Source organism: Piscinibacter sp. PDB5-1 (assembly GCF_056676035.1).
Genome location: NZ_JBWVZL010000002.1, coordinates 660754 through 686146, shown reverse-complemented (window position 1 = coordinate 686146; position 25393 = coordinate 660754). Strand labels below are relative to the sequence as shown.

The 25393-nt window shown below is 68.5% G+C and carries 22 protein-coding genes and 1 tRNA gene; 7 read left to right on the top strand and 16 right to left on the bottom strand.

The window, feature by feature from the left end; translation table 11 throughout:
• The first annotated feature begins 279 nt into the window (after window positions 1–279).
• On the top strand, window positions 280–864 hold the full coding sequence (locus AC1KAT_RS10485; RefSeq protein ID WP_480325536.1) for an OmpA family protein: 585 nt from the start codon (window positions 280–282) through the stop codon (window positions 862–864).
• A gap of 1 nt (window position 865) precedes the next feature.
• Entirely contained in the window at window positions 866–2560 is a 1695-nt protein-coding gene (locus AC1KAT_RS10480) for a caspase family protein (protein ID WP_480325534.1), read from the top strand.
• Between the two features lie 69 nt (window positions 2561–2629).
• Here the strand turns inward: AC1KAT_RS10480 and AC1KAT_RS10475 are convergent, their stop codons facing one another.
• Together AC1KAT_RS10475 and AC1KAT_RS10470 are read right to left on the bottom strand one after the other, a co-directional pair.
• Window positions 2630–3490 (bottom strand): c-type cytochrome biogenesis protein CcmI/CycH, encoded by an 861-nt coding sequence (locus AC1KAT_RS10475; RefSeq protein WP_480325532.1) that lies wholly within the window; start codon window positions 3488–3490, stop codon window positions 2630–2632.
• A 51-nt stretch (window positions 3491–3541) separates the two neighbouring features.
• Window positions 3542–3970: a hypothetical protein gene (locus AC1KAT_RS10470; RefSeq protein ID WP_480325530.1), complete on the bottom strand. Its 429-nt coding sequence runs from the start codon at window positions 3968–3970 to the stop codon at window positions 3542–3544.
• An 83-nt stretch (window positions 3971–4053) separates the two neighbouring features.
• On the opposite strand from AC1KAT_RS10470, the gene AC1KAT_RS10465 reads away from it, so the two are divergent.
• Window positions 4054–4347, top strand: coding sequence for a YdaS family helix-turn-helix protein (locus AC1KAT_RS10465; RefSeq protein WP_480325528.1), 294 nt, complete (start codon window positions 4054–4056; stop codon window positions 4345–4347).
• Between the two features lie 37 nt (window positions 4348–4384).
• Here the strand turns inward: AC1KAT_RS10465 and AC1KAT_RS10460 are convergent, their stop codons facing one another.
• The 8 genes from AC1KAT_RS10460 to AC1KAT_RS10425 all read right to left on the bottom strand — a co-directional run bounded on the left by AC1KAT_RS10460 (window position 4385) and on the right by AC1KAT_RS10425 (window position 12492).
• On the bottom strand, window positions 4385–5119 hold the full coding sequence (locus AC1KAT_RS10460; protein WP_480325526.1) for a TerC family protein: 735 nt from the start codon (window positions 5117–5119) through the stop codon (window positions 4385–4387).
• 120 nt (window positions 5120–5239) lie between these two features.
• Window positions 5240–5599 carry a hypothetical protein gene (locus AC1KAT_RS10455; RefSeq protein ID WP_480325524.1) on the bottom strand — a complete coding sequence of 120 codons (360 nt, stop codon included), beginning with the start codon at window positions 5597–5599 and terminating at the stop codon, window positions 5240–5242.
• Between the two features lie 88 nt (window positions 5600–5687).
• Window positions 5688–5763: transfer RNA gene (locus AC1KAT_RS10450), tRNA-Thr, on the bottom strand.
• 69 nt (window positions 5764–5832) lie between these two features.
• Window positions 5833–6504, bottom strand: coding sequence for a histidine phosphatase family protein (locus AC1KAT_RS10445; RefSeq protein WP_480325522.1), 672 nt, complete (start codon window positions 6502–6504; stop codon window positions 5833–5835).
• Between the two features lie 84 nt (window positions 6505–6588).
• Window positions 6589–7602 (bottom strand): class 1 fructose-bisphosphatase, encoded by a 1014-nt coding sequence (locus tag AC1KAT_RS10440; RefSeq protein ID WP_480325520.1) that lies wholly within the window; start codon window positions 7600–7602, stop codon window positions 6589–6591.
• A gap of 26 nt (window positions 7603–7628) precedes the next feature.
• Complete coding sequence (pepN, locus tag AC1KAT_RS10435; protein ID WP_480325518.1) at window positions 7629–10328, bottom strand: aminopeptidase N; 2700 nt, start codon at window positions 10326–10328, stop codon at window positions 7629–7631.
• A gap of 56 nt (window positions 10329–10384) precedes the next feature.
• A protein-coding gene (gene prfB, locus AC1KAT_RS10430; protein WP_480325516.1) for a peptide chain release factor 2 occupies window positions 10385–11489 on the bottom strand; the annotation gives its coding sequence in 2 pieces (ribosomal slippage) (window positions 10385–11407 and window positions 11409–11489; 1104 coding nt in all).
• Between the two features lie 85 nt (window positions 11490–11574).
• On the bottom strand, window positions 11575–12492 hold the full coding sequence (locus AC1KAT_RS10425; protein ID WP_480325514.1) for an alpha/beta fold hydrolase: 918 nt from the start codon (window positions 12490–12492) through the stop codon (window positions 11575–11577).
• A gap of 69 nt (window positions 12493–12561) precedes the next feature.
• On the opposite strand from AC1KAT_RS10425, the gene AC1KAT_RS10420 reads away from it, so the two are divergent.
• The gene (locus AC1KAT_RS10420) at window positions 12562–13110 is read left to right on the top strand and encodes an N-acetyltransferase family protein (protein WP_480325512.1); all 549 of its coding nucleotides are present in this window, start codon (window positions 12562–12564) and stop codon (window positions 13108–13110) included.
• A 32-nt stretch (window positions 13111–13142) separates the two neighbouring features.
• Here the strand turns inward: AC1KAT_RS10420 and AC1KAT_RS10415 are convergent, their stop codons facing one another.
• On the bottom strand, window positions 13143–14273 hold the full coding sequence (locus tag AC1KAT_RS10415; RefSeq protein WP_480325510.1) for an HD-GYP domain-containing protein: 1131 nt from the start codon (window positions 14271–14273) through the stop codon (window positions 13143–13145).
• 375 nt (window positions 14274–14648) lie between these two features.
• On the opposite strand from AC1KAT_RS10415, the gene AC1KAT_RS10410 reads away from it, so the two are divergent.
• The 3 genes from AC1KAT_RS10410 to AC1KAT_RS10400 all read left to right on the top strand — a co-directional run bounded on the left by AC1KAT_RS10410 (window position 14649) and on the right by AC1KAT_RS10400 (window position 19617).
• The gene (locus AC1KAT_RS10410) at window positions 14649–17138 is read left to right on the top strand and encodes an ABC transporter permease (RefSeq protein ID WP_480326539.1); all 2490 of its coding nucleotides are present in this window, start codon (window positions 14649–14651) and stop codon (window positions 17136–17138) included.
• Between the two features lie 284 nt (window positions 17139–17422).
• Window positions 17423–17989, top strand: a complete 567-nt coding sequence (locus tag AC1KAT_RS10405) for a TMEM165/GDT1 family protein (RefSeq protein WP_480325508.1) — start codon at window positions 17423–17425, stop codon at window positions 17987–17989.
• Between the two features lie 455 nt (window positions 17990–18444).
• Entirely contained in the window at window positions 18445–19617 is a 1173-nt protein-coding gene (locus AC1KAT_RS10400; protein ID WP_480325506.1) for a hypothetical protein, read from the top strand.
• Between the two features lie 33 nt (window positions 19618–19650).
• On the opposite strand, the gene AC1KAT_RS10395 is transcribed toward AC1KAT_RS10400, so the two are convergent.
• From AC1KAT_RS10395 to AC1KAT_RS10375, 5 genes are all read right to left on the bottom strand, one after another.
• Complete coding sequence (locus AC1KAT_RS10395; RefSeq protein ID WP_480325504.1) at window positions 19651–21195, bottom strand: methyl-accepting chemotaxis protein; 1545 nt, start codon at window positions 21193–21195, stop codon at window positions 19651–19653.
• A 116-nt stretch (window positions 21196–21311) separates the two neighbouring features.
• A complete protein-coding gene (locus AC1KAT_RS10390) occupies window positions 21312–21824 on the bottom strand; it encodes a chemotaxis protein CheW (RefSeq protein WP_480325502.1) in 513 nt (170 codons plus the stop codon).
• Between the two features lie 127 nt (window positions 21825–21951).
• Window positions 21952–23196 (bottom strand): methyl-accepting chemotaxis protein, encoded by a 1245-nt coding sequence (locus AC1KAT_RS10385; protein WP_480325500.1) that lies wholly within the window; start codon window positions 23194–23196, stop codon window positions 21952–21954.
• Between the two features lie 78 nt (window positions 23197–23274).
• Complete coding sequence (locus AC1KAT_RS10380; protein WP_480325498.1) at window positions 23275–24813, bottom strand: methyl-accepting chemotaxis protein; 1539 nt, start codon at window positions 24811–24813, stop codon at window positions 23275–23277.
• A gap of 45 nt (window positions 24814–24858) precedes the next feature.
• On the bottom strand, window positions 24859–25320 hold the full coding sequence (locus AC1KAT_RS10375; RefSeq protein WP_480325496.1) for a cache domain-containing protein: 462 nt from the start codon (window positions 25318–25320) through the stop codon (window positions 24859–24861).
• Window positions 25321–25393 lie beyond the last annotated feature (73 nt).

Sequence of the window (25393 nt, the reverse complement as noted above, 5' to 3'; positions counted from 1 at the left end):
AGAAGAGCAAACGATGACAGCGATGGAATGTTGGGATGTCGCATGGAGCTTGAAGAGGGAAGCGGTCTTGCGCCGCTGTGGCACACAAAGATGAGCCCACGATCATCCCGGCTCGCTGCGTCAGGCGTAAACCCCCTTTGCGGGTGCTCAACACAAGACATCGGCCTCCACACGTTTCGTCTTGTTGCATGTGCAGGCGGCACAGCCCCATCTTGCGGGGGCTGCTGCGCACAGCCCGCATGAAAAAATCCAGCGTTTCAGGCCATGCAGGGAGAACTCATGCCAACGTTCGCTTCGATCCGCACATTGCATTCATTCGCCGCCGTTGCGGTGCTCGCGGCCTTGCCGCTGTGGGCCTCGGCGCAGACCGTGATGGTCTATGAAGAAGGGCAGACGCCCTCGGCGCAAGACATCGCCGACATCCTGTCGCGCGGCGCGAGCGAGCAGATCAAGACGCGCGGCCGGTCACCGGGCAACACGCCTTTCGCGGTGCTCGAACAAACGCCCACGCGCGAGATCAACGAGGCCAGCGCCGTGTCGGTGCCGGTGCCCTTCGGCTTCGGTTCATCGACCTTGTCGCCCCAGGCGAAGCGCCAGCTCGATGTGATCGCCGACGGCATCCGCCTCACCGAAGGCACGATCAAGGTCGTGGTCGAGGGCCACACCGATGCGAAGGGCAGCGTGAGCTACAACGAGGCGCTGTCGTACCGTCGTGCCGCGGCCGTGCGCCGCTACCTCGTCAGCGAGAAGAAGCTGTCCGGCCAGTTGTTGATGGTCGAGGGCAAGGGCCCGCACAAGCCGCTCAACAAGGCCGACCCGTACGACGGCGTGAACCGCCGCGTGCAGTTCCGCGCCGGGGGCTGAGATGGCGGTGCTGCATCGGGCGCGCGCCCGCTTCGCGCAACGCGGCGTGGCCGTCGGCGCGCTGGCGCTGCTGGGCCTGTTCGCGGCACCCGCGCAGGCTCAGTCCAACACCGAACTGGCGGCTGCGGGCGACGGCCTCGTGCACTGCCTGCTGCCGGGCCAGGTGCGACGGCTCGGGGCCTTCAGCACCAGTGTCACGCCGCGTCGCGCACAGCGCCTGGCCCCGGGCCAGTGCCGGGCGGCCGGTGGCGAGTACGTCGAACCGCAAGACACCGGTGGCGCCGTGAAGATGTGGCTGCCGATGGCCAACGAAGGCCTGCCCGAAGCGCAGACCACCGTCGGCGAACTCTTCGACCAGCGTGGCCAGAAGTCGCTGGCGCGCTCGTGGTACGAGAAGGCCGCGGCGCAGGGCGATGCACGTTCATTGATCAACCTGGCGGGCTTGCTCGGCCAGGTGGACAAGGGCCTGATCCCGCTCGACAGCTTTGCGCGCATCACCGACCTGGTCGGCAAGGCCACCGGTGGTCTGGTGGCGGGGCTGGCCATCCAGCGGTCCGAGCGCCTGCGGGTCGAGTTCGTCTCGCCGATGGGCGCGGCCCCGCTGCCGCGAACGGCCAACGCGCCGCTGGCGGTCGAGGCGCCGGCCGGGCCGCTGGAGGTGGTTGTGCGTGTGGCCGGGGCGACCGGCCTGAAGACGGTGCGCGTCAATGGCCAACCGCAGACGCCTGATGCGCAGGGCCTGATCAGCGTGCCGCTGACGATCAACGACGCGCGCACCACGGTGCGCGTCGAGGCCGAAGACGAGGCCGGCGCATTGGCACAAGGTGAGCTCACGCTGATGCAGCGTTCGGCGCCGATGGCAGCGTCAGGCGCCGCCTCGGATGCTGCGGCCGCGCTCGTCGCCCAACTCGACAAGGCGCCGCCAGCGGCCGGCCGTGCCAAGACCGAGCCCCTGCTGGCCGGTCGCCGTTTTGCGCTGGTGATCGCCAACCAGCAGTACAAGCAGTGGACGCCGCTCGACACGCCGCGCGCCGACGCACAGGCCGTGGGCGATGTGCTCAAGCAGCGCTTCGGCTTCGAGGTGACCACGCTGCAAGACGCCAATCGCCAGCAGATGCTCGCGGCCCTGGGCCGCCTGCGCCAGCAGGTCGGTGCGCAAGACCAGGTCGTCGTCTACTACGCCGGCCATGGGCAGATGGACGAAGTCACCGCACGCGGCTACTGGATCCCGGTCGATGGCGATCCCAAAGACCTCGCACAGTGGGTCTCGGTGATCGACGTCACCGACCAGCTCTCGGCCATGAGCGCGCGGCACGTGCTGGTCATCGCCGACTCGTGCTACTCGGGCACGCTGACGCGCTCGCTGGTGCCGGTGGTGGACCAGGCCCTCACGTCCGAGCAGCGCCTCAACCCGCTCAAGCAACTGTCGAAGCAGCGCGCCCGGGTGGCGATGACCTCGGGTGGTCTGGAGCCCGTGGTCGATGGCGGCAGCGTGTCGCACTCGCTCTTCGCGCGCAGCCTGCTCGACGTGCTCGGCCAGGTGAACGGCCCGGTTGCTGCGCAAGAGCTGCACCAGTCGGTGTCGGCGCGCTTCGCGCACCTCGCGCGCCGGCTGAAGGTGCCGCAGCAGCCGCAGTACGCGCCGATCGGCTTTGCCGGGCACGAGGCCGGCGACTTCGTGCTCTCGCCGCTGTGAACCGAGTGACGCCCCGGCGCGATGCCGGGGCCGGTTCACCCCCAGGCCCGCCGCGTGCGGGCCTTTTCGTTACTTGGCGATGACGGTGTCGATGTCGATGCGCACCGCCTCGCTGCCCACCGGCACCGGGGCCGACTGCCCCTGCAGGTCACCGGCACGCGGCACGCCTTCGCCGCTCTTGCTGACGCGGGCCATCACGACCACCGAGGCAAACGACGAGAGCTTCGCCGACGACCACAGCGCCATGCTGTCGTCGAAGCGAAAGCGCAGGGGCAGGTCTTTCACCTGCGCGCGGGTCAGTGCGAGCGGCATCGGCGGCCCATCGACGCCCCGTGCATAGACGAACACCGTGTCGCCCGGCTGGACGCGTGCCGCCAGCGTGGGCGACAGGCTCACCGTGCCCTGCACCGACGAGGCCCCGCCGGACCGAACCGCCGCACGGGGGGCTGGCGAAGCAGCCGCAGCGGGCGTCGGCGCGCTGGCTGGCAGTGCCTCGGTACTGATGGACGCGGGGGCGTCGGTGGGGGCGGTGGGTGGCGGCGGTTCGATGGCCACGGCCTGCGAAGCCTGCGCCGGGGGCGATGTGGCCGCCGCGGGTGCGGCGGGTCGCTGGCCCTGTGTCACCCACCACCACACGCCGGCGCCTGCCATGCTGGCCAAGACCAGCAGAGGCAGCGCGAGACGCAGTCCACGGCGCGAGGGGTGGGGTGGGGGGGATGTCGGCGCGGCCGCGGCGGGCCGTGCGGCGGCCGGGGCTGTCGCGGGTGGGAGTGTGGCCGCATCGACCGGGCCCTTCATCACCGCCTCGACCAGACGCCGCTCCAGGCGCGCGCGATGTTCGGCGTACTGAGCGTCGTTCACGAAGCCGGTGGTGTGCTGGTCCTCCAGGTCTTGGATCAACCGGCGCAGCTTGTCAACGTCTTCGTTCATCCCTGTATTTCATCACGGCACCCCGGGCGGCCCCCTGGGGTGCCCCCGCGATCAGGCCGCGCGCTTGCGTGCCTTGGGGGTGGGCGCTTTCTTTACGGCGCGGGCTCGTGCGCCGGGTGCCTCGGCCTCGAAGCGTTCGAGGCGCTCGCGCACCAAGCCCTGGATCTCGATCTTCTGGTTGAAGCTCAACTGGTCGAATCGGTCGCGGTCGAGGTCGGGGAAGGGCCAGCCGGTCAGCACCGACTCACGCGCCGCGTAGGCCGTGCCGCGCGTGAACGATGGGCCGCTGCCGAAGAACAGGGCCGCGCGTTCGAGGTGGCCCTTGCTGATGCGGCCGGTTTTCTTCCAGCCGCTGACGGCCTGGGGGCTCACGCCGCACCAGGCGGCGAGTTCGCTCGCCGTCTTGCCTTGGGATTCGGCCACGGTCAGGGCGACCAGCAGCCACTCGCGGACGATGTCGGTGTCTGATTTGTCAAGCATTGCTTCATTTTGTTCATGAGGCTCTCTATAACCAATGCTTTACTTTAGTTCAAGTATTGCTTTAGCATGACGCGATGACCTTGATGGAACACCTTCGCGCCAAACGCGGCCGGGCCGTTCGGGTGGCCAGCCGCTGTGGGTTGACCCCGGCCTTTCTTTCGCAGATCGCACGGGGCGTGCGGCAGGCGCCGGCCGAACGCTGCTTTGCCATCGAGCAGGCCACCGGCGGCAGCGTGCGCCGCTGGGACTTGCGCCCGCAAGACTGGCACCGCATCTGGCCCGAGCTGATCGGCGCCGAGGGTGCGCCCGAGCCGGCCCCACGGCCGGCTGTGGCCGGGCCGCATGAGGCTTTGCCGACGCAGGCGCCGCCGGGCTGAGCGATGGCTCGGCCCGGCGGCGGTTCAGGGCGCAGGCTCAGGCGGAGGCGGCCCGGCGCTTCTTGCGCGAGCGGATGTTCAGCGCTTCGACCGCCAGCGAGAACGCCATGGCCGCGTAGATGTAGCCCTTGGGCATGTGCACCTCGAAGGCTTCGGCCGTGAGCGCCATGCCCACCATCACCAGGAAGGCCAGCGCCAGCACCTTCACCGACGGGTGGCGTTCGACGAACTCACCGATGGGCTTGGCCGCGAGCAGCATCACGCCCACCGAGAAGACGACCGCGGCGACCATCACGCCGATCTGATCGACCATGCCCACGGCGGTGATCACCGAGTCGAGCGAGAACACGATGTCGATGATGGCGATTTGCCCGATCACGCCCCAGAACGCGGCCGACTTGGCCGCGGCCGAGATGCCGTCCGGACCTTGCTGCTCAGGTGCCTCGACCTCGACGAAGATTTCGTGCGAGGCCTTGTAGAGCAGGAAGAGCCCACCGAACAGCAGCACGAGGTCGCGTCCGCTGATCTCCTGGGTCAGCACCGTGAAGAGCGGGGCGGTCAGGCCCATCACCCAACTGAGCGAAAACAGCAGCAGCAGGCGCGAGACCATCGCGAAGCCCAGGCCGAGTCTGCGGGCCTTGTCGCGCTGGTCGGCGGGCAGGCGACCGACCAGGATGGAGATGAAGATGATGTTGTCCACGCCGAGGACGATTTCCAGGGCGGTGAGCATCGCGAAGGCAATCCAGATTTGGGGGTCGAGCAAGAAGTCCATGGGGTCCAGGAGGCGTTGTCGGTCGCAGGGCACGGGCCGTGCGGCGTGGGCGCGCAGTGTGTTGAAAAGCGGGTGAGCGGATCGAGGCGCGAGCGGGCGGCGAAGGTGCCGCCGCCGGCCTCACGCGGCAGGGGCGTGCGTGGCGCGGGGTGGCCGGCGCTGCTTCCACACCAGCGGCGCGGGCAGCGCCGGGTCGGCCCGGGGCGCCGGCTGCATGCGCGAGGGGGCGTCGATGGTGAGGCTCGCTGCCGTGTGCAGCAGGTCGGACACGTCACCGCCCACTTCGAGCGGGAGTTGGGGCGTGCCGCTCTCGGCCGGGCTCGTCGAATCGGCGGCCGATTCGGTCGTGGCGGCGGAGGCCCATGCGCCGGCTTCGGGCGAGGCCTCGAACACGGCCGCGAACGCCACCGGGCTCGGTGCGGCCAAGGCCGGTGCGCCCAGCAACCACAGCGCTACAACGATGAACAGGCGGTGCCACATGCGGCGGTGATTCTAGGTTTGGGCGTGTCGCCTGGCTGGAAGCCGGGCCGCAACGAAAAAGGGCCCAGCCGAAGCTGAGCCCTTGATCTGGTGCCGGTGAAAGGAGTCGAACCCTCGACCTTCGCATTACGAATGCGCTGCTCTACCAACTGAGCTACACCGGCCTTGTTTTGCGCGCAGACCTTGCGAACTGCGTGAAGCCGGCGATTATAGCCAGCGAATCGTGCCGCCGGCTATGTATACGTCACCCAGCTGGCGTGGTCGGGGTGATCGAGGTGCGGCAGCGTGTTGTAGGTGACGAGCGAGGCGCGCTTCTCGGTGAACACCAGCTCGGTCAGCGAGCTGTTGCGGATGCGCAGGTTCAGCTCGATCGTCGCCTCGGGCTGCATGCCCAGCACGTGGCCGACCAGCGTCGAGATCGGGCCGCCGCTGCTGACGATCAGCACCTTCTTGCCGAAGTGGCTGGCCTGCACGTGATTCAGCGCGCCGGTGATGCCGGCCACGAAGTCGGCGTAGCTCGGCATGCCCTGCGGCTGGATGCGCCCGGCCATCCACGCGGCCAGCCCGTCCCGCAACAGGCGGAAGTGGTGCTTCACGGCTTCGGCATCTTTCGGCTTGGCCAACGGCTCCGGGTGGATGGCTTGGAGCACCGCCTTGCTGTCGTACTCGTTCAGGCCCGGCCATGACAGCGTTTCAGGCTGCTGCTGCAGCCCTTCGCTGATGCCAGCGAGCGACTCGACCTGCCGCTGCAGCGTGCCGACGAGCGCGGCGTCGAACTGCACGCCCTTGCCCCGCAGGTACTGGCCGAGCTGCAGGCACTGGCGGTGGCCCAGCTCGCTGAGCTTGTCGTAGTTGTCGGCGCCGAACGAGGCCTGGCCGTGGCGGACGAGGTAAAGCGTACCCATCGCGTCCTCAGGCCCGCCAGGCCGTCCGAAGGGCTTGAGCTGCTACCCCCTCGGGGGGCAGCGAGCGAAGCGGGCGTGGGTGCTTCATGCCTTGGCTTCCTGGTGGTACGAGGTGACGCGCTCGACCTCGTTCTTCGAGCCGAGGATCACGCTCACGCGCTCGTGCAGCTTGGTCGGCGCGATTTCGAGGATGCGCTGCTGCCCGTTCGTGGCCGCGCCGCCGGCCTGTTCGACCAGGAAGGCCATCGGGTTGGCTTCGTACATCAGGCGCAGCTTGCCGGGCTTCTCGGGCTCGCGCTGGTCCCAGGGGTACATGAAGACGCCGCCGCGCGTGAGGATGCGGTGCACGTCGGCCACCATGCTGGCGATCCAGCGCATGTTGAAGTCTTTGCCGCGCGGGCCGGTCTTGCCGGCCAGGCACTCGTCGATGTAGCGCTTCACGGGCGGCGCCCAATGGCGCATGTTGCTCATGTTGATCGCGAACTCTTTGGTGTCGGCCGGGATCTGCACGTTGTCGTCGGTCAGCACCCACGAGCCCTGCTCGCGGTCGAGCGTGAACATCACGACGCCGTCGCCGACCGTCAGCACCAGCGTGGTCTGCGGGCCGTAGACACAGTAGCCGGCGGCGGCTTGCTGCGTGCCGGGCTGCAGGAAGTCTTTCTCGCTGACGCCTTCGTGCGTGCTGTCTTTCTTCAGCACCGAGAAGATGGTGCCGATGCTCACGTTGACGTCGATGTTCGACGAGCCATCGAGCGGGTCGAACATCAGCAGGTACTCGCCCTGCGGAAAGCGGTTCGGCACCACGTAGATGCCTTCCATCTCTTCGGACGCCATCGCAGCCAGGTGGCCGCCCCATTCGTTGGCTTCGATCAGCACCTCGTTGGCGATGATGTCGAGCTTCTTCTGCACCTCGCCCTGCACGTTCTCGCTCTCGGCGCTGCCGAGGATTTCACCCAGCGCGCCCTTGTTGACGCTGATGCTGATGCGCTTGCAGGCACGGGCCACCACCTCGATGAGCAGGCGCAGTTGCGAGGGGATGTTGCCGTGCTGGCGCTGCTGTTCGACCAGGTATTGCGTGAGGCTGACGCGTGAGCTCATGACGAGGCTTTCGAGAGTTTCAAAAATCAGGCTTGTTGGAGGGCGCGGGTCACGATCTCGCGCACGCCGTCCGACAAATCGGGCTTGGCCGCGACCCGCTGCAGCGCCTCGTGCGCCGCCGTGCGGTACGGCTCGGCGAGGTGGCTCCAGCGGTCCATCACGCGCGCCATGCGGGCGGCGAGCTGCGGGTTGATCGGGTCGATGTCGAGGATGCGGTCGCTCCAGAACACGTAGCCCGCCGCGTCGGCGCGGTGGAAGGCCGCCGGGTTGCCCGAGCACAGCGTGGCGATCAGGCTGCGCGCGCGGTTCGGGTTCTTCAGCGAGAAGTCGGGGTGCTTGAGCAACTGCTTGGCGCGGGCGAACACGCGGCCGTCTTTCTCGGGCGCGCTGGCCTGCAGGGCGAACCATTTGTCGATGACCAGGGCCTCGTCCTTGAACAACGCGTGGAATCTTTCGAGCGCTGGCTCGGCCAGCGCGGCGTGCGAGCCGACCAGTGCGCTCAGTGCGCCCAGGCGGTCGGTCATGTTGCCGGCGTCCTTGAAGCGCTGGTAGGCGCGGCCGGGCCACACGGTGTCGCCCGTTTCGGCGGCGTCGAGGCACAGCATCGCCAGGGCCAGGTTCGTCAGGGCGCGCTTGCCAGACGAAACCGGGTCGGGCGAGTAGGCGCCGCGCACCTGGTGCGCTTCGTAAGCCCAGGCCCAGTCGTCGCGCAGGGCCTGCGCGAGCTGCAGCTTCATCGCTTCGCGCGCGGCGTGGATGCGTTGCGGGTCCACCGTGGTCAGCTGCTCGGCGAGGTAGGTCTCGCTGGGCAGCGTGAGGGCCAGGTCTTTGAAGGCGGCGTCGAGGCCGGGGTGGCGCAACACGGCGCGCATCGCGTCGATGAAGGCCGCGTCGAGCTGCAGCGCGCCTTCGCTCTGGATGGCGGCGAGCAGCCGGTTCAGCGCGAGGCGCTGGCCGGCTTCCCAGCGGTTGAAGGCGTCGTCGTCGTGCTGCAGCAGGGTCAGCAGGTCGGCGTCGGCTAGCGAGTCGGTCAGCACCACCGGCGCCGAGAAGCCGCGCAGCAGCGAGGGCACGGGCTCGACATCGACGTTGACGAAGGTGAAGTAGGAGCGGGGCTCGCTCAGCACCAGCACGCGCTCGGTGCCGACCGGCTGCGCTTCGCCTTCGAGTTGCAGCGGCAGCGCGCGGCCATCGCGGCCCACCAGGCCCATGGCCACCGGCAGCACGAAGGGCTGCTTGGCCGGCTGGCCGGGCGAGGGCAGGGCGCTTTGTTCGAGCGACAGCGTGTAGGTGCGTGTGCCGGCGTCGTAGCGGCCGCGCGAGGTGACGCGCGGCGTGCCGGCCTGGCCGTACCAGCGCTTGAACGGGTCGAGGTGCTGCGCCAGCGCGCTGCCGGGGTTGGCGTCGGCGATGGCCTGCGCGAAGTCGTCGCAGGTGACGGCCTGGCCGTCGTGGCGTGCGAAGTACAGCGTCATGCCGCGGGCGAATCCATCGCGCCCCAAAGGATCGGACTGGTGGCTTGCCACCAGGGTCTGCATCATGCGGACGACTTCGGCGCCCTTCTCGTAGATGGTGGGCGTGTAGAAGTTGTTGATCTCGACGTAGCTGTCGGGACGCACCGGGTGGGCCATGCCGCCGGCGTCTTCGGGGAACTGCACCTGCCGCAGCTGGCGCACGTCTTCGATGCGCTTGACGGCGCGGGCGGTCGGGCTGCCCGCCATGTCCATGCTGAACTCTTGGTCGCGGAAGACCGTGAGGCCTTCCTTCAGGCTCAGCTGGAACCAGTCGCGGCAGGTGATGCGGTTGCCTGTCCAGTTGTGGAAGTACTCGTGCCCGACGACCGACTCGATGCCGGCGTAATCGACGTCGGTGGCGGTGGCCGGCGAGGCCAGAACGAACTTCGTGTTGAAGATGTTCAGGCCCTTGTTTTCCATCGCGCCCATGTTGAAATCGCCGACGGCGACGATCATGAAGCGCTCAAGATCGAGCGGCAGGCCGAAGCGGGCTTCGTCCCACACGACGCTCGCGATCAGCGAGTTCATCGCGTGCTCGGTCTTGTCGAGGTCACCCCGGCGCACGTAGACCTGCAGCAGGTGGTCTTTGCCGGCGCGCGTGCGGATGTGCTGCTGCCGTGCCACGAGGTCGGCCGCGACCAGCGCGAACAGGTAGCTCGGCTTCGGGAAGGGGTCGTGCCACTTGGCGAAGTGGCGGCCGTTGTCGAGATCGCCCTCTTCGACCAGGTTGCCATTGCTCAGCAGCACCGGGTACTGCTTCTTGTTGGCGCGCAGCGTGACGGTGTACACCGCCATCACATCAGGCCGGTCCAGGAAGTAGGTGATGCGCCGAAAGCCTTCGGCCTCGCACTGCGTGAAGAAGCCGCCTCCCGAGGTGTACAGCCCTGAGAGCTGCGTGTTCTTCTCGGGCGCGCAGGTGTTGCGAATCTCGAGCGAGAACACGCCCTCGGGCAGGTTGTCGATGACGAGCTGGTTGTTCTCGTTCTTGAACGACACCGACTCGCCGTTGACCAGCACCCGCGTGAGGTTCAGCTCTTCACCGTGCAGGCGCAGCGGCTGCGGGGCGACCGCGGCGTTGCGCTCGACCTGCATGCGGCTGATCACCAGCGTCTTGGCCGGGTCCAGGTCGAACGTCAGATCGACGGTCTTGATCCAGTAGGCCGGCGCGACATAGTCCTCGCGGCGGATCAGCAGGGCTTGGCCTTCACGCATGGTGTTGTCTCTGTTATTTGAACTGTGTTGGCAGGGCGGGCGCGTGCCGGAGGGAATCAGATTCCCTGTTTGAGGCTGGCTTCGATGAACTGGTCGAGGTCACCGTCGAGCACCTTTTGGGTGTTCGAGATTTCGACGTTCGTGCGCAGATCCTTGATGCGGCTCTGGTCGAGCACGTACGAACGGATCTGGTGGCCCCAGCCCACGTCGGTCTTGGTGTCTTCTAGCTTTTGCTGCTCTTCCTGGCGCTTGCGCATCTCGTGGTCGTACAGGCGCGAGCGCAGGCGCTTCCAGGCGACGTCGCGGTTGCTGTGCTGGCTGCGGCCGTCTTGGCACTGCACCACGATGCCGGTCGGGATGTGCGTGAGCCGCACCGCCGAGTCGGTTTTGTTGATGTGCTGGCCGCCAGCGCCGCTGGCGCGGAAGGTGTCGGTGCGCACGTCCGACGGGTTGATGTCGATCTCGATCGAGTCGTCGATTTCGGGATACACGAACAGGCTCGCGAAGCTCGTGTGCCGGCCGCCGGCCGAGTCGAACGGGCTCTTGCGCACCAGGCGGTGCACGCCGGTTTCTGTGCGCAGGTGGCCGAAGGCGTAGTCGCCCTCGACCTTGATGGTCGCGCTCTTGATGCCGGCCACGTCGCCCGGTGTCTCGTCTTCCATCGTCGTCTTGAAGCCCTTGCGCTCGCAGTACTTGAGGTACTGGCGCAGCAGCATGCCGGCCCAGTCACAGGCTTCGGTGCCACCGGCACCGGCCTGGATGTCGATGAAGCAGTTGCTCGGGTCGGCCGGGTTGTTGAACATCCGGCGGAATTCGAGGCCTTCGACGATCTCGGCGAGCTTGGCCGCGTCGGCTTCGATGGCTGCCAGCGAGTCGTCGTCGCCTTCGGCCTTGGCCATCTCGAACAGCTCGGAGCTGTCGGCCAGGTTGCTGGTGAGGTGGTCGATGGTTTCGACGACCTGGTCGAGGGCGCGCTTCTCACGCCCCAACTCTTGCGCGCGCTTCTGGTCGTTCCAGATCGAGGGGTTCTCGAGCGCGGCGTTGACTTCGTTCAGCCGCAGTGCTTTGCGGTCGTAGTCAAAGATACCCCCGTAGGTCGACCGTGCGCTTCGTCAGGTCGGCCAGGGAGTTGCCAATGGCATTGATGTGTTCGACGTCCATGTGCGGGTCTCGGCAATTTTGGAAACCCGCAATTATCGGCCAGCGGGGCCGCACGGGCCCCGCCCGGGGCCTTGCCCGGCGTACTTCAGGCGAGAAAGCGCTCCAGGTGCGCGGCCAGCGCCTCGGGCTGGTCGTGGTGCAGCATGTGGCCCGCCGGGCCGACGACGTGGCGTTCCAGGCGAGGCACCACGCCGAGGCGTTGGTGAAATTCTTCTTTTGAATAGCGCCCGCCCCACCAAGCCGGCGTGGGCGTCTGGTCGCCTTCGATCCACATCACGGGCGCTTCGATGCGCGCCCAGCAGGCCATCACTTCGTCTTTCTGGTACTGGATGGGGTTCGACCGCTTGTGCGCCGCATCGCCGAGGATCTGCCACTGCCCCTGCGCGTCTTGCGCGGCCCAGTGCGGGGCGAGCCACCCGGCGCGGTCTTCGCGCAGCAGCGGGTTGGTCTTGCGAAGGCGGGCGGCGACTTCTTCGACGCTGGCGTACCCACGCAGCAAGGCGGGTTGCTTCAACTCGTCCAGCCAGTCGGCATAGCGCTTGGGCGCACCTTCGGGCCGCGTGCCGGGCATGCCCCAGCCTTCGAGGTTGACCAGCCGGCGGATGCGCTGGGGCCGCACGCCTGCGTAGATCATCACGGCGTTGCCGCCCATGCTGTGGCCGACCAGATCGACCGCCTGGCCGGGGGCGACGGCGTCGAGCAGCGCGTCGAGGTCGCCCAGGTAGTCGGCGAACCAGTAGTTGTCGCAGGGCGGGCTTTCGGTCAGGCCGAAGCCGCGCCAGTCGGCGGCGACGATGTAGCGCTCGTCGCGCAGGGCATCGACGATGAACTGGAACGAGGCGCCCACGTCCATCCAGCCATGCATCATCACCAGCGCCGGGCGCTCGGGCGTGACGAGCGCCGGGTCGCCCCACGAGCGCAGGTGGTAGCGCACACCGCGCAGTGAAATGAACGTGCTCTGGCTGGCGCGCCGAGCGGCGTAAGGGGTGATTTGTGAACTCATGTAACCGATCCTAGCGAGCGATGTGAGGACGCGCTGTCGGCCCAGCGACAAACCGTGAGAATGCGCGCCATGTCTGCGCCTTCTGACTCATCTTCTGCCCCCGGTTCGGCCGAACCGGCCCCGCCTGCACCGACTGACCCGGGTTTCACCCTGCGCTTTGCCGAGCTGCGCGACGTGGTGCCCATCGTCGGGTTGATCCGCGAGCTGGCCGAGTTCGAGCAACTCACCCACCTGCTGCAGGTCACGCCCGAGAAGCTGCGCCCGCAACTCTTTGGCGAGAAGCCGGCGGCCGAGGCCATGGTGGCCGCCACCGCCGACGGCGAGGTGGTGGCCTTCGCGCTGTTTTTCACCAACTTCTCGACCTTCCTGGCCCAGCCGGGGCTGTACCTCGAAGACCTGTACGTCAAGGCGACGCACCGGCGCCTGGGCATCGGCGAGGCCTTGCTCAAGCGCGTGGGCCGGCTCGCGGCCGAGCGCCAATGCGGGCGCTTCGAGTGGAGCGTGCTCGACTGGAACGAGAACGCGATCCGCTTCTACGAAAAGATGGGGGCGAGCGTGATGCCCGACTGGCGCATCTGCCGCATCGCAGGCGAATCGCTGGAGCGCTTCGCCGAGTGAGGTGGCCGCTGAACCGTGCTGAGCGCTGCGCCTCACGCGTGTGCCAGCACCACCAGCTTCTCGGGTGACACCCGCACGCGCAGCGAGGCTTCGCTGACCACGGCCGTGATGGCGTGCTCTTTGTTCGAGGTGTCGCGCCGCACCGGTTCGATCAGCGGCTCGCCCTTGCGGTTGGTCAGCGCCGCCACCAGCGGGCTGTTGGCCATCGAGCCGCGGCTGATGACCACGCCGACCTCGCCGGAGGCCAGGGCCACGAAGCAGCCGGGCGGGTAGACGCCGAACTCCTTGATGATCGCCGCCGTCATGGCGCTGCCCTTGTCGGCCATGAAGAGGTCGCGCCCGGCCTGGTTGGCGGGCACCGGCCCGCGCGTCACGCGGGCGCTGAGCTTGGCGGTGTAGACGTCCACCCGGTGCAGCAGCGCGGCCATCTCGCTGATGCAGGTGGCCTTGTGCGGGTAGCCGCCGCCGTCCGAGGTTTCGTGGTGCTGCACCACGGCTTCGAGCCATTCGGTGTCGTCGATGCCCGACGACTTCAGCATCTCGGCGCTGCGCACCGGGTGGCTGTGGATGGCCTCGCGCTGTTGCGCGGTCAGCGGTGTCACCTGGGCGGCCAGCCGGGTCTGCAACTCCAGCATGGCGAGGTTCATCGTCAGCGCGGCCTTGAACACGCGCTCGACCTGTGTCGTGGACCAGCCCAGCCGGTGCGCCACCAGGTAGCTCGCGATGGCGCTGTGCACCGAGTGCGACACGCCGTAGGCGTTGGCGCCCTTCACCTCTTGCCGCACCACCTGGAAGATGGCGAGGTCGGGGTCGCGTTCGACCAGCGCCAGCACCGGCTTGGCCGCTTCATCGAGCTGCTGCGAGAAGTTGTGGTCGGGTTCGACCACCGACGCCCGCAGCGTGCGCCCCACGCGGTCGATGCTTCGGCCCCACAGGCCCGGCAGGTGGTCGAGCTGCGCCTCCATCACCTCGTGGCGAGCGCCTTTCAGCTCTTCGGCGTCCACGAGGGCGCCGCGTTCGAACAGGGCGTCGAGCTGGTCTTCGTTCTCGATGACCTGGCCACGCGCGAGCAGCAGCGTCTTGTCCGCATTGCGGATGTTGAAAGGGATCGGCGACCCGAGCTTGATCCGGTGCTTCACGGTCGCGAGCTGGGAATACTGCATCGCAATGGCCCGTCTGACGTGTCCCTGAGTGCCGCCTTGCTGGCGGGCATGTTCTTCGGCCTGCGCCACGTTCTTGCGCGGCGTCAGGTTGAAGTCAGTGTGGCCTCGCCTTGCCGTTCGCAGGGCGGCAAGCGCGTGAATGAATGCACGGGGCCGCCCGGGGTAAGCCCTGGTACCGGCGCGAAAGGTGGTAAACGCGCCCCGCTATTCCCACGGGCCGGCTCGGCGGGGCGCTTGGAGTAAGGTCGCGCACACGCGCTTTTGCGTGCCTGCCTGCGCCTTGCCATGTCTGCTGTGCCTGCTCCGTCGTCGCCTGCCGTGCCCCTGGCCCTGGGGCCTTCGCGGACCTCGCCCTGGCGCCTGGCGTGGCGGCAGATGCTGCGCGACTTTCGCGCCGGCGAACTGCGGCTGCTCATCGTCGCCGTGATGCTCGCGGTGGCTGCGTTGACGGCCGTGGGCTTCTTCGCCGACCGCCTCAACCTCGGCCTCGCGCGCGATGCGAGCCAGTTGCTCGGGGGCGACGCGCTGGTGGCGAGCGACCAGCCCATGCCCGCCGCCTTCGTGGACGAGGCCCGGCGACTGGGCCTGCGCACGGCGACCACAACGGTCTTTCCGAGCATGGGCCGGGCGAGCGATGCGCAGGGCGGCGCGACGCGGCTCGTCACCGTCAAGGGCGTGAGCGCGGGTTACCCACTGCGCGGTCAGTTGCGCCTGGCCGACGCGCCGGGGGCGCGCGAGCGGGTGTCCAGCGAGGCCCCGGCCGCCGGCACCGTGTGGGTCGATGCCACGTTGCTCGACGCGCTCAAGCTGCGCGTGGGCGACCCGCTGCTGCTGGGCGACGCCACGTTGCGCATCGCGGCCGTGATTGTGCGCGAGCCCGACCGCGGCGCCGGCTTCATGAGCTTCGCGCCGCGCGTGATGCTCAACGAGGCCGACCTGCCGGCCACCGCGCTCATCCAGCCCGCCAGCCGCGTGACCTATCGGCTCGCCGTGGCCGCCCCCACCGGACGCGAGGCGGCGGTGGGCGAATTCGTGCGCGGGGCCGATGCCCGCATCAAGGGCGAATCGCTGCGCGGCGTGCGCGTCGAGTCGCTCGAAAGCGGCCGCCCCGAGATGCGCCAGACGCTCGACCGCGCCGAGAAATTCCTGAACCTCGTCGCGCTGCTGGCGGCCCTGCTCGCCGCCGTGGCCGTGGGCATCGCCGCGCGCGACTTCGCCGAGCGCCACCTCGACGACTGCGCGATGCTGCGCGTGCTGGGGCAGTCGCAGCGCACCATCGCCTGGCAGTACATCGCCGAGTTCGCGTGGGTCGGCGCCATTGCCAGCGCCGCGGGCGTGTTGATCGGCTACCTGGTGCACAACGTCTTCGTGTGGCTGCTGGCCGGGCTGGTGGCCACCAGCCTGCCGCCGCCCAGCGTGTGGCCGGCGCTCTTCGGCGTGGGCGTGGGCTTCACGCTCTTGATGGGCTTCGGCCTGCCGCCCGTGCTGCAGCTCGCCAGCGTGCCGGCGCTGCGCGTCATTCGCCGCGACGTGGGCGCGCTGCGCCCGGCCTCGCTGGCGGTGCTGGCGGCCGGTGCGCTGGGTTTCGCGGCGCTGCTGCTGGCCGTGTCGGCCGACCTGCAACTGGGCCTGATCGCCGTGGGCGGCTTCGCGGCTGCGGTGGCCGTGTTCGCGCTGCTGTCGTGGCTGGCGGTGCAGGTGCTGCGCCGAGCGGTGCCCGAGGCGCGCGCGCCGCGCTGGTTGATCCTCGCCACACGGCAGATCGCCGCGCGGCCGGCCTTTGCGGTGCTGCAGGTGTCGGCGCTGAGCGTGGGCCTGCTCGCGCTGGTGCTGCTGGTGCTGCTGCGCACCGACCTCATCAAGAGTTGGCGCCAGGCCACGCCGCCTGATGCGCCCAACCGCTTCGTCATCAACGTGCAGCCCGATCAGGGTGAAGCCTTCCAGAAGGCGCTGCGCGAGGGCGGCGTGGTGCGCTACGACTGGTACCCGATGATCCGCGGCCGCCTGATCGCCGTGAACGGCCGCGCCGCCAGCCCCGAGCAGCAAACCGACGACCGCGCCAAGCGCCTGCTCGACCGCGAGTTCAACCTCAGCCACGCCGCGCAGCTGCCGAACCACAACACCGTGACGGCGGGCCGCTGGGTCCCCGAAGAGCCGGGGGCGATCAGCGTCGAAGAGGGCCTGGCCGAGACCCTCAAGCTCAAGCTCGGCGACACGCTGCGCTTCGACATCGCCGGCATGCCCGTCGAAGGCCGCATCACCAACCTGCGCAAGGTGGACTGGACCTCGATGCGCGCGAACTTCTTCGTGATGTTCCCGAGCGCGGCCATGCCCGACGTGCCCTCGACCTACATGGCCGCCTTTCGCGCGCCCGAGGCGCCGGGCTTCGACAACACGCTGAGCCGCGACTTCCCGAACATCACCAACGTCGATGTGTCGGCCTCGATCGCCGAGGTGCAGCGTGTGCTCGACCAGGTGGTGCGCGCGGTCGAGTTCTTGTTCGGCTTCACGCTCGCGGCCGGGTTGGTCGTGCTGTTCGCGGCCGTCAGCGCGACCCGGGGCGCGCGCGAGCGCGAGTTCGCGGTGATGCGTGCGCTCGGTGCCAGCAGCAAGCTGCTGGGCCAGGTGCAGCGCGCCGAGCTGTTGGGCGTCGGCGCGTTGGCGGGCTTTCTGGCCTCGGTGGCCGCCTTGATCGTCGGCTGGGCGCTCGCGCGCTACGCCTTCCAGTTCAACTGGACCGGCTCGCCCTGGGTGCCGCTTGCGGGCAGCGCGGCCGGTGCCGTGCTCGCACTCGCCGCCGGCTGGTGGGGCTTGCGCGACGTGCTGCGCAAGCCGGTGGTCGAGACCTTGCGGCAAGCGCTCTGACGCAGGTCAAGCGCGGCGGGGCATTCGCTCGCCGGGTGGCCACGCGGCTGCCTACAATCGCCGCTCCCACCGGGGAGTAGCCGCCGCTCGTTCGATGCCCATCGAAGCCGAAGCGGGGATGCGTCAACAGACTTGCCGTTCACGTGGCTCACGTGCGGGGCATGGCGCATTCGGCAGGGTCGCAGCACGCGGCCCGCTTGGCGAGACCGTTGGCTCGGACGCCGTCCCAGGGTGGGGCAGGGCGTCCGTGCCGACGTTGCTCGCTGTCCCGCCCCCTTTGCATCATGGAAGCCTTTCTCGTCTCTACCGGTGTCGTCGCGCTCGGCGAAATCGGTGACAAAACCCAGCTGCTCGCGCTGATGCTTGCGGCGCGCTACCGCCGGCCCTGGCCCATCGTGCTGGGCATCTTCGCGGCCACGGTGCTCAACCACCTGCTGGCCGGCCTGGTGGGCGCGTGGGTCACGCGCCTGCTCGGCCCCGAGGTGATGCGCTGGGTGCTCGGCGTGTCGTTCCTCGCCATGGCCGCGTGGATGCTCGTGCCCGACCAACTCGACGAAGACGACGCGCCCATCGAGCGCTTCTCGCGCTGGGGCGTGTTCGGTACCACGGCGGTGTTGTTCTTCCTGGCCGAGATGGGCGACAAGACGCAGATCGCCACCGTCGCGCTGGCCGCGCGCTTCGACGCGATGCTGGCCGTGGTCGCCGGCACCACGCTGGGCATGCTGATCGCCGACGTGCCGGCCGTGCTGTTCGGCCACCGCGCGGCCGAACGCCTGCCCGCGAAGCTGATGCGCACGGTGGCGGCGTTGCTGTTCGCGGGGCTCGGGGTGGCGGTGCTGGTGTGGGGATGAGCGGCTGAACGCCCGCGCGCGCTGTTACAGCTCTGCGTTGCCGAGCGCCGGGGTCTGTGATTCCATCGGGCGAAGAGGTCCGGGGGAGAGGTGACGTGACGTGGCGGGGGCCACGCCACCACCGGGTGCGCCGCGTGCGCATCGGTCCGGGCCGTTGCCACAAGAACCACAACGCCGAGACCTGCATGCCATCTTCTTGCCCCGTGCCCACCGCCGCTCCGCACCGTGCTACGGGCGCGAACCCTTCGATCGAAACACTGCCTTCGCGCCCCGCGTCGTCCACCCCTGCGTTTGCGCGCTTGCTCGCCGCCACCGCCCTGTGCGCCGCCGTGGCGGCTTGCGGCGGCGGGTCGGGGGACAGCACCAGCCCGGCCCCCAGCCCGGGTTCACCGCCACCGCCCTCGGCCGGCCCTACGCCGGCCCCGAGTCCCCCGGCTGCCCCGGCCGGTGCGACGGTGCTGTACTTCAGCGATTGCCAGGCCGGCGCCGCTCCGGGTTGCGTGCCGGGCCAGAACAGCAACCCCGGCACCCAGGCCGCGCCCAAGCGCGACCTCAGCGGTGTCAACGTCAACGGCCTGCCCGCCGGTTCGCAGCTGTGGTTCGCCCGCGGTGGTGCCTGGACCTGGCCGATGATGATTCTCGAAAACGCGCAGGCCTCGGCGCAGACCCCGCTGGTGTTCGACGCCTATGGCAGCGGGGCGCGACCGCTCTTCAACGCGCCCAACCTCGGGGCCGCGGCCATCATGTTCGGTGAGTACAACAACACCACGAACGACGGGGGCTACATCTTCCGCAACCTCACGTTCGACGGGCAGGGCAGCTCGGCCTCGGCCTTCTTCCTGATCCACAACCTGCATTCGGTGGTGATCGAATCGACCGTGCTGACCGGCTTCTACATCGCCATCCAGTCGCAGGCGCGCGGGCCGCACGGTGTGCGCAACGTGCTCATCCGCAACAACGACATCAGCCGCAACCGGGGCATGGGCATCCTCGGCCAGCTCAGCGATTCGGCCATCGAGGGCAACCTTTTCGAAGGCAACAACTTCGTCAACGGCAGCGCGTTCAATCACGCGATCTACCTGTCGGGGGCCGCCGAGCACGCGAGCGGGCGCAACAACGCCGTGCGCGACAACCGCTTCATTCGCAACTCGGTGGTCAACGGGCGGTGCATCGGCGGCAACGTCACGATGCACGGCCAGATGGACGGCATGGTGATCGAGGGCAACCTCATCGAGCAGGACGCCGGCGACCCGGGCTGCTACGGCTTCTCGCTCAACCCGGGCTACAACCAGCCCGAGCACTTTCGCAACTTCACGGTGCGCAACAACACCATCGTGAACGTCGGCAACTGCTCGGTCTGCGTCAATGCCGCACCGGGCATCGTGGTCGAGAACAACCGCTTCTTCCGCTCGCAGACCGGCTACCACGCTGGGGCGGCGGTTGGCGGCGGCGCCGATGCGGACGACGATGCCGACACCGGCGCGGTGGTGCGCAACAACGTGGCGTGCTTCTCCGCATCTTCGACCGCGAACCAGAGCGTGGTGGCGGTCAATTCGCCCGGCGGTGCGGTCACGGGCAACCTGACTTACACCGGTGCCCAGGCCGGCACCGGGGCTTGCGCCCGCTGATGGGCTGGCGACCGGTCGGGCCGCCTCAGGGCGTCAAGCCAGCTTGAACACGCCCACGGCCTCGGCGAGCTTCTGCGCCTGCTGACGCAGCGACTCGGCCGCGGCGGCCGATTGCTCCACCAGCGCGGCGTTCTGTTGGGTCATCTGGTCGAGCTGGTTGACGGCGCCGCCGATCTGGCCGATGCCCTCGCTCTGCTCGCCAGCGGCGGCGCTGATCTCGCCAATGATGTCGGTCACGCGCTGCACCGAGCTGACGATCTCGTTCATCGTGTCGCCGGCTTCCGTCACCAGGCGCGAGCCCGAATCGACCTTCTCGACCGAGGCGTTGATGAGCGCCTTGATTTCTTTGGCCGCCTGCGCGCTGCGCTGGGCGAGCGAACGCACCTCGCTCGCCACGACCGCGAAGCCGCGGCCCTGTTCGCCGGCGCGGGCCGCTTCGACGGCCGCATTCAGCGCCAGGATGTTGGTCTGGAAGGCGATGCCGTCGATCACGCCGATGATGTCGGCGATCTTCTTCGAGCTGGCGTTGATCTCGTCCATCGTCGAGACCACCTGCGACACCACCGAGCCACCGCGCTGCGCCACGTCGGCCGCCGAGGTGGCCAACTGGTTGGCCTGGCGGGCGGCGTCGGCGCTGTGCTTGACGGTGCCGGTCAGCTGCTCCATCGAGCTGGCCGTTTGCTGCAGGTTCGAAGCGGTCTGTTCGGTGCGGCTCGACAGGTCGGCGTTGCCGGCGGCGATTTCGGCCGAGGCGGTGCCGATGCTGTCGGTCGAGGCGCGCACATGGCCCACCACGCGGGCCAGCGAGTCGGCCATTTGCTGCAGGGCGTTCATCAACTGGCCGATCTCGTCGCGCCGGCCGGTCGGAATGCGGCGGGTCAGGTCGTTCTTTGAAATGGCCATCGCTACTTCGACGCACTGGTGCAGCGGCGCGCGGATCGAGCGCACCAGCGCGGTCGCGACGACCATGCCCAGCACGATGATGAACACGGCCCCACCGGCGCCCCAGGCAAAGGCGGCGCGTTCGGCCGCGGCCGCGTCGGCCCGGGCGCGGGCGGTCTTGGCCTGCTGGATCGCCACGAAATCGTCGATGGCCGCGAGGTAGGCCGCTGCCGAGGCTGCGTACTCGCCCTTCACGAGAGCGGCTGCGCCTTCGTTGTCGCCGGCCTTGTTCAAGTCGCCGGCGCGCTTGCTCGCGGCGAGCAGCACCTTGCCGTGGCCCATGACGGTCGTGATCGCGGCCTTGTCTTCAGGGGTGCTGGCTGACTTGCCGATTTCTTCGCGCAGCTTGGCGATGCGCGGGCCGTCGGTTTCGAGGTTCTTGCGGAAGAACTGGTCCACCGCCGGGTCTTTGCTGACGGCCGCGGCCATGCCACGCGTGACGGCGGTCTCGGTGAGACCCTTCCAGAGGATGGCTTTCTCGGTCAGATGGTGCGCCGAGGTGATCGAGGCGGCGGCGCGCTGCGAGACGGTGCGTGCATGCCAGCTTGTCAGGCCGGCCACGACCAGCATCGCGATCAGCAGAAAAAGAATCGCGCCCCAGAGGCGGTGCGCGAGTTTGAGTTGGGTCAGGCCCATGAACGTATCCCCCGGTGAAGGCCGGTTGACTGGCTGCAGGAGCGCTTGTGGCTTCGATCCCCCGCGCCGGCCTCGCGCGGGGCTGCCTGTGCAAGAAAGCGAGTGTGGCGTGACGCTCAGAGCGCGTCGAACAGGCCCATGTCGCTGCTCGACATCAGCGCTTCGATGTCCATCAGGATGAGCATGCGTTCACCGACGCTGCTGATGCCGGTGATGAAGGTCGTGTCCACCGCCGAGGCCATCTCGGGGGCCGGCTTGATCGAGTCGCGGGCGAGTTCGAGCACGTCCGACACCGAATCGACCACCGCGCCGACCACACGGCCGCGCACGTTGAGCACGATCACCACGGTGAAGCTGTTGTATTCGGCCAGCTCGCAACCGAGCTTCAGGCGCAGATCGACGATCGGCACGATCACGCCGCGCAGGTTGACCACACCCTTGACGAACGACGGCGCGTTCGCGATGCGGGTCGGCACCTCGTAGGAGCGGATTTCCTGCACCTTGAGGATGTCGATGCCGTATTCCTCGGCCCCCAGGCGGAAGGTCAGAAACTCGTTGGCGGACTGGGCTGCCACGGCGCGGGCGGCTTCGTGCCGGGCAACGTGGGCGGCTTCGTGAATCATGTCCATGTCAAGGTCCTCTCGGAGACGGACGCCCTTCGTTCGGCGTCCTGGTGGTCACACTATCGGCCGTTCGGGCGGTGACTGAAGCCCGGATATGGGCCGAAATGCACGGCAAATCGGGGTTCTGGCGCGCTCAGGCGTGCAGGCGGAAGGTGCCGATCAGCTGCGACAGCTTGCCGGCCTGGTCTTTCAGGCTTTCGGCGGCGGCGGCGCTCTGTTCGACCAGCGCGGCGTTCTGCTGCGTCATCTGGTCGAGCTGGATCACCGAGCCGTTCACCTGGCCGATGCCGTCGGACTGCTCGGACGCGGCGGCCGTGATCTCGCCAATGATGTCGGTCACGCGCTGCACCGAACTGACGATCTCGCCCATCGTGGCGCCGGCATCGGCCACCAGGCGCGAGCCCGATTCGACCTTGTCCACCGAAGCGCCGATCAAGCCCTTGATCTCTTTCGCGGCCTCGGCCGAGCGGCCAGCCAGCGAACGCACTTCGCTGGCGACGACCGCGAAACCGCGGCCCTGTTCGCCGGCGCGGGCCGCTTCGACCGCCGCGTTCAGCGCGAGGATGTTGGTCTGGAAGGCGATGCCGTCGATCACGCCGATGATGTCGGCGATCTTCTTCGAGCTGGCGTTGATCTCGTCCATGGTCGAGACCACCTGCGAGACCACGTCGCCGCCGCGTGCGGCCACTTCGGCGGCCGAAGTGGCGAGCTGGTTGGCTTGGCGCGCCGAGTCGGCGGTCTGCTTCACGGTGCCAGTCAGTTGTTCCATCGACGAGGCGGCCTGCTGCAGGTTGCCCGCCGTCTGCTCGGTGCGGTTCGACAGGTCGTGGTTGCCGGCGTTGATCTCGCTCGACGCGGTGGCAATGCTCTCGGTCGAGCTGCGGATCTCGCCGACCAGGCTGCGCAGCGCGGCCTGCATTTCAGACAGCGCCCGCATCAGGTCCGACAGCTCGTCGTGGCCTTCGATCTTCACGTCGTGGGTGAGGTCACCCTGGGTGATGGCGCGGGCGAGCTGCTGCGCCTGCGTCACCGGCCGGCAGATGCTCGTCATGTTGACCAGCGTGAGCGGCACCACGATGGCCACCGCCAGGCCGCCCGCCAGCACGAACAGCAGGATCGCCTGGCCCGAGGCCTTGCGGCGCGCTGCATCGGCAGCCTTGGCCTCTTCGGCAATCTGCGTCTTCAAGGCTTCGAGTGATGTCGCGGCCGCGATGTCGCGCGACACGTTGGTGGCGTACTGGTCGCCCAGCGAGTGCATGCGCGTGAGGCCCCACAGGCCGGCGCCGCCCACGGCGGCCATCAGCACGAGCACGGCGGCGATGGCCCCGAGCATCCGCGTGCGGATGTTGAACTGGCGCATCAGGTGGTGAATCTTCATGGGGCTTCCAACAACTTAAAGACAGACAGGTGAAACGGGTGGGCGCGTGCGTGGGGTCGGTTGCCGAGACCGGTGCCCTCAGGCCGCGAGCTGGAACTTGTTGACGATGGCGCGCAGGCGCTGCGCCTGTTCCTTCAGGCTCTCGGCGGCGGCGGCACTTTGTTCGACCAGCGCGGCGTTCTGCTGCGTCATCTGGTCGAGCTGCACCACCGAGGTGTTGACCTGGCCGATGCCGTCGGACTGCTCGGTGGAAGCAGCGGTGATCTCGCCGATGATGTCGGTCACACGCTGCACGCTGCCGACGATCTCGCTCATCGTGGCGCCGGCATCGGCGACCAGCTTCGAGCCGCCTTCGACCTTCTCGACGCTCGCGCCGATCAGGCCCTTGATCTCGCGCGCGGCCTGCGCGCTGCGCTGGGCCAGCGAACGCACCTCGCTGGCGACGACCGCGAAACCGCGGCCCTGTTCGCCGGCGCGGGCCGCTTCGACCGCCGCGTTCAGCGCGAGGATGTTGGTCTGGAAGGCGATGCCATCGATCACGCCGATGATGTCGCCGATCTTCTTCGAGCTGCTGTTGATCTCGTCCATGGTCGAGACCACCTGCGACACCACGTCGCCACCGCGCTGGGCCACGGCCGCGGCCGAGGTGGCGAGCTGGTTCGCCTGGCGCGCCGAGTCGGCGCTCTGGCGCACGGTGCCGGTCAGTTGCTCCATCGACGAGGCCGCGATCTGCAGGTTGCTCGCGGTTTGTTCGGTGCGCACGCTCAGGTCCTGGTTGCCGGTGGCAATCTCGGTCGAGGCGACGCCGATCGAGTCCGAGGCACGCAGCACCTCACCCAGTGTCGCGTTCAGCTGCGTCGCCATGCGCCCGAGCGAGCGCATCAGGTCGCCCACCTCGTCGCTGCGCGTGCTGTGCGTGTCCACCCGCAGGTTGCCCGAGGCGACGGCGTCGCTGCACTGCGCAGCGCGCTTGAGTTCGGCGACCAGCTTGCGCTGCATCACGGCCGACAGGGCCACGGCGATGCCGGCGGCCAGCAGGGCCAGGGCGCCCAGCAGCAGGTTGTTGCGCTGCGTGCGAGCGGCCGAGGCTTCGACAACCGCGTCCGCGTGGCCGTGCATGCCCGCGGCTTGCGTGGCGATCAGCTTGGCCAGCGCCGCGTGCGTGGCATCGGCCGTCTGCATGGCAGCCACGCCGGTGTTGGCGTCCACGGAGGCCATGTCGATGGCGGAATCGGCCTGCTTCAGGTAGGCGTCGATCGAGGCACCGGCCTGCCGCGTGCTTTCAACCAGCCCGGGGTCGGCGCCCTCGACCTCGGCCAGGCCGTTGAGGGTGCGTTTGACGCCTTTCAGCTCGTTGCCGAGCCGGTCTCGAAAAGCCTGCACCTGCTTGTCGTCCAGTGAGCCGATCACGGCCACCGTTCGGTAGGCGTCGGCATGCAGGCCACCCAGCTGCGACTGCACCGCCGACAGGGTGCCCACGTTGTCGAGTTGGGCCTTGAAAACCGCTTCATTGCTGGTGGCCTCGCGACCGGCCAGCACCGTGTTGAAGGCCGCGACCGCCAGAACGGCGATGGCCGTGAACAACGGGGCGGCCAGCAGCTTGCTACCGAGCTTCATGCAGGCGTCCTTGTGATCGTGTCGAACAAAAGCGCAAACGCGGGCTTACTTGTAGATGCCGCCACACACGGCGGTTTCTTCCAGGCGCTCGCAGTACATGCTCTTGGGCTCGATCTTCTTGTTCTCGGGGTTGGTGAACTTGTAGTCCTGCCAGAAGCTGCCCTTGGCGCGGGCCAGCTCGACACGTTCCTTGACGAAGGCCTTGCCGTCGATGTCTTTCAACTCGATCAGGTTCTTGCCGACCATCTTTTCGTTGGCGCCATGGGCATGCACCACGCCGTCGAGCCCATAGACCACGAGGTAGAGGTCGCGGTCGCGGAATTGGCCGGCCTTGCTCGAGATTTCGGCGTAGCCCTTCTCCGGTCCGTTGGCCTTGATGAAGGCGATGCCCTTCTTGACCATGGCGGTGGCTTCGGCGGCCGTGGCGCCACCCTCGGCCGCATGGGCCATCGAACAGGCCAGCGTCAGGGCGGTCAGCAGGGCAGGGCGGGTCAGGAACTTCGGCATGGAGGGACTCCTCATCCAGGGTTGACGGGCGCACCGCCAACCGGTGCATCTCGGGGCATATCGGCGTAAACCC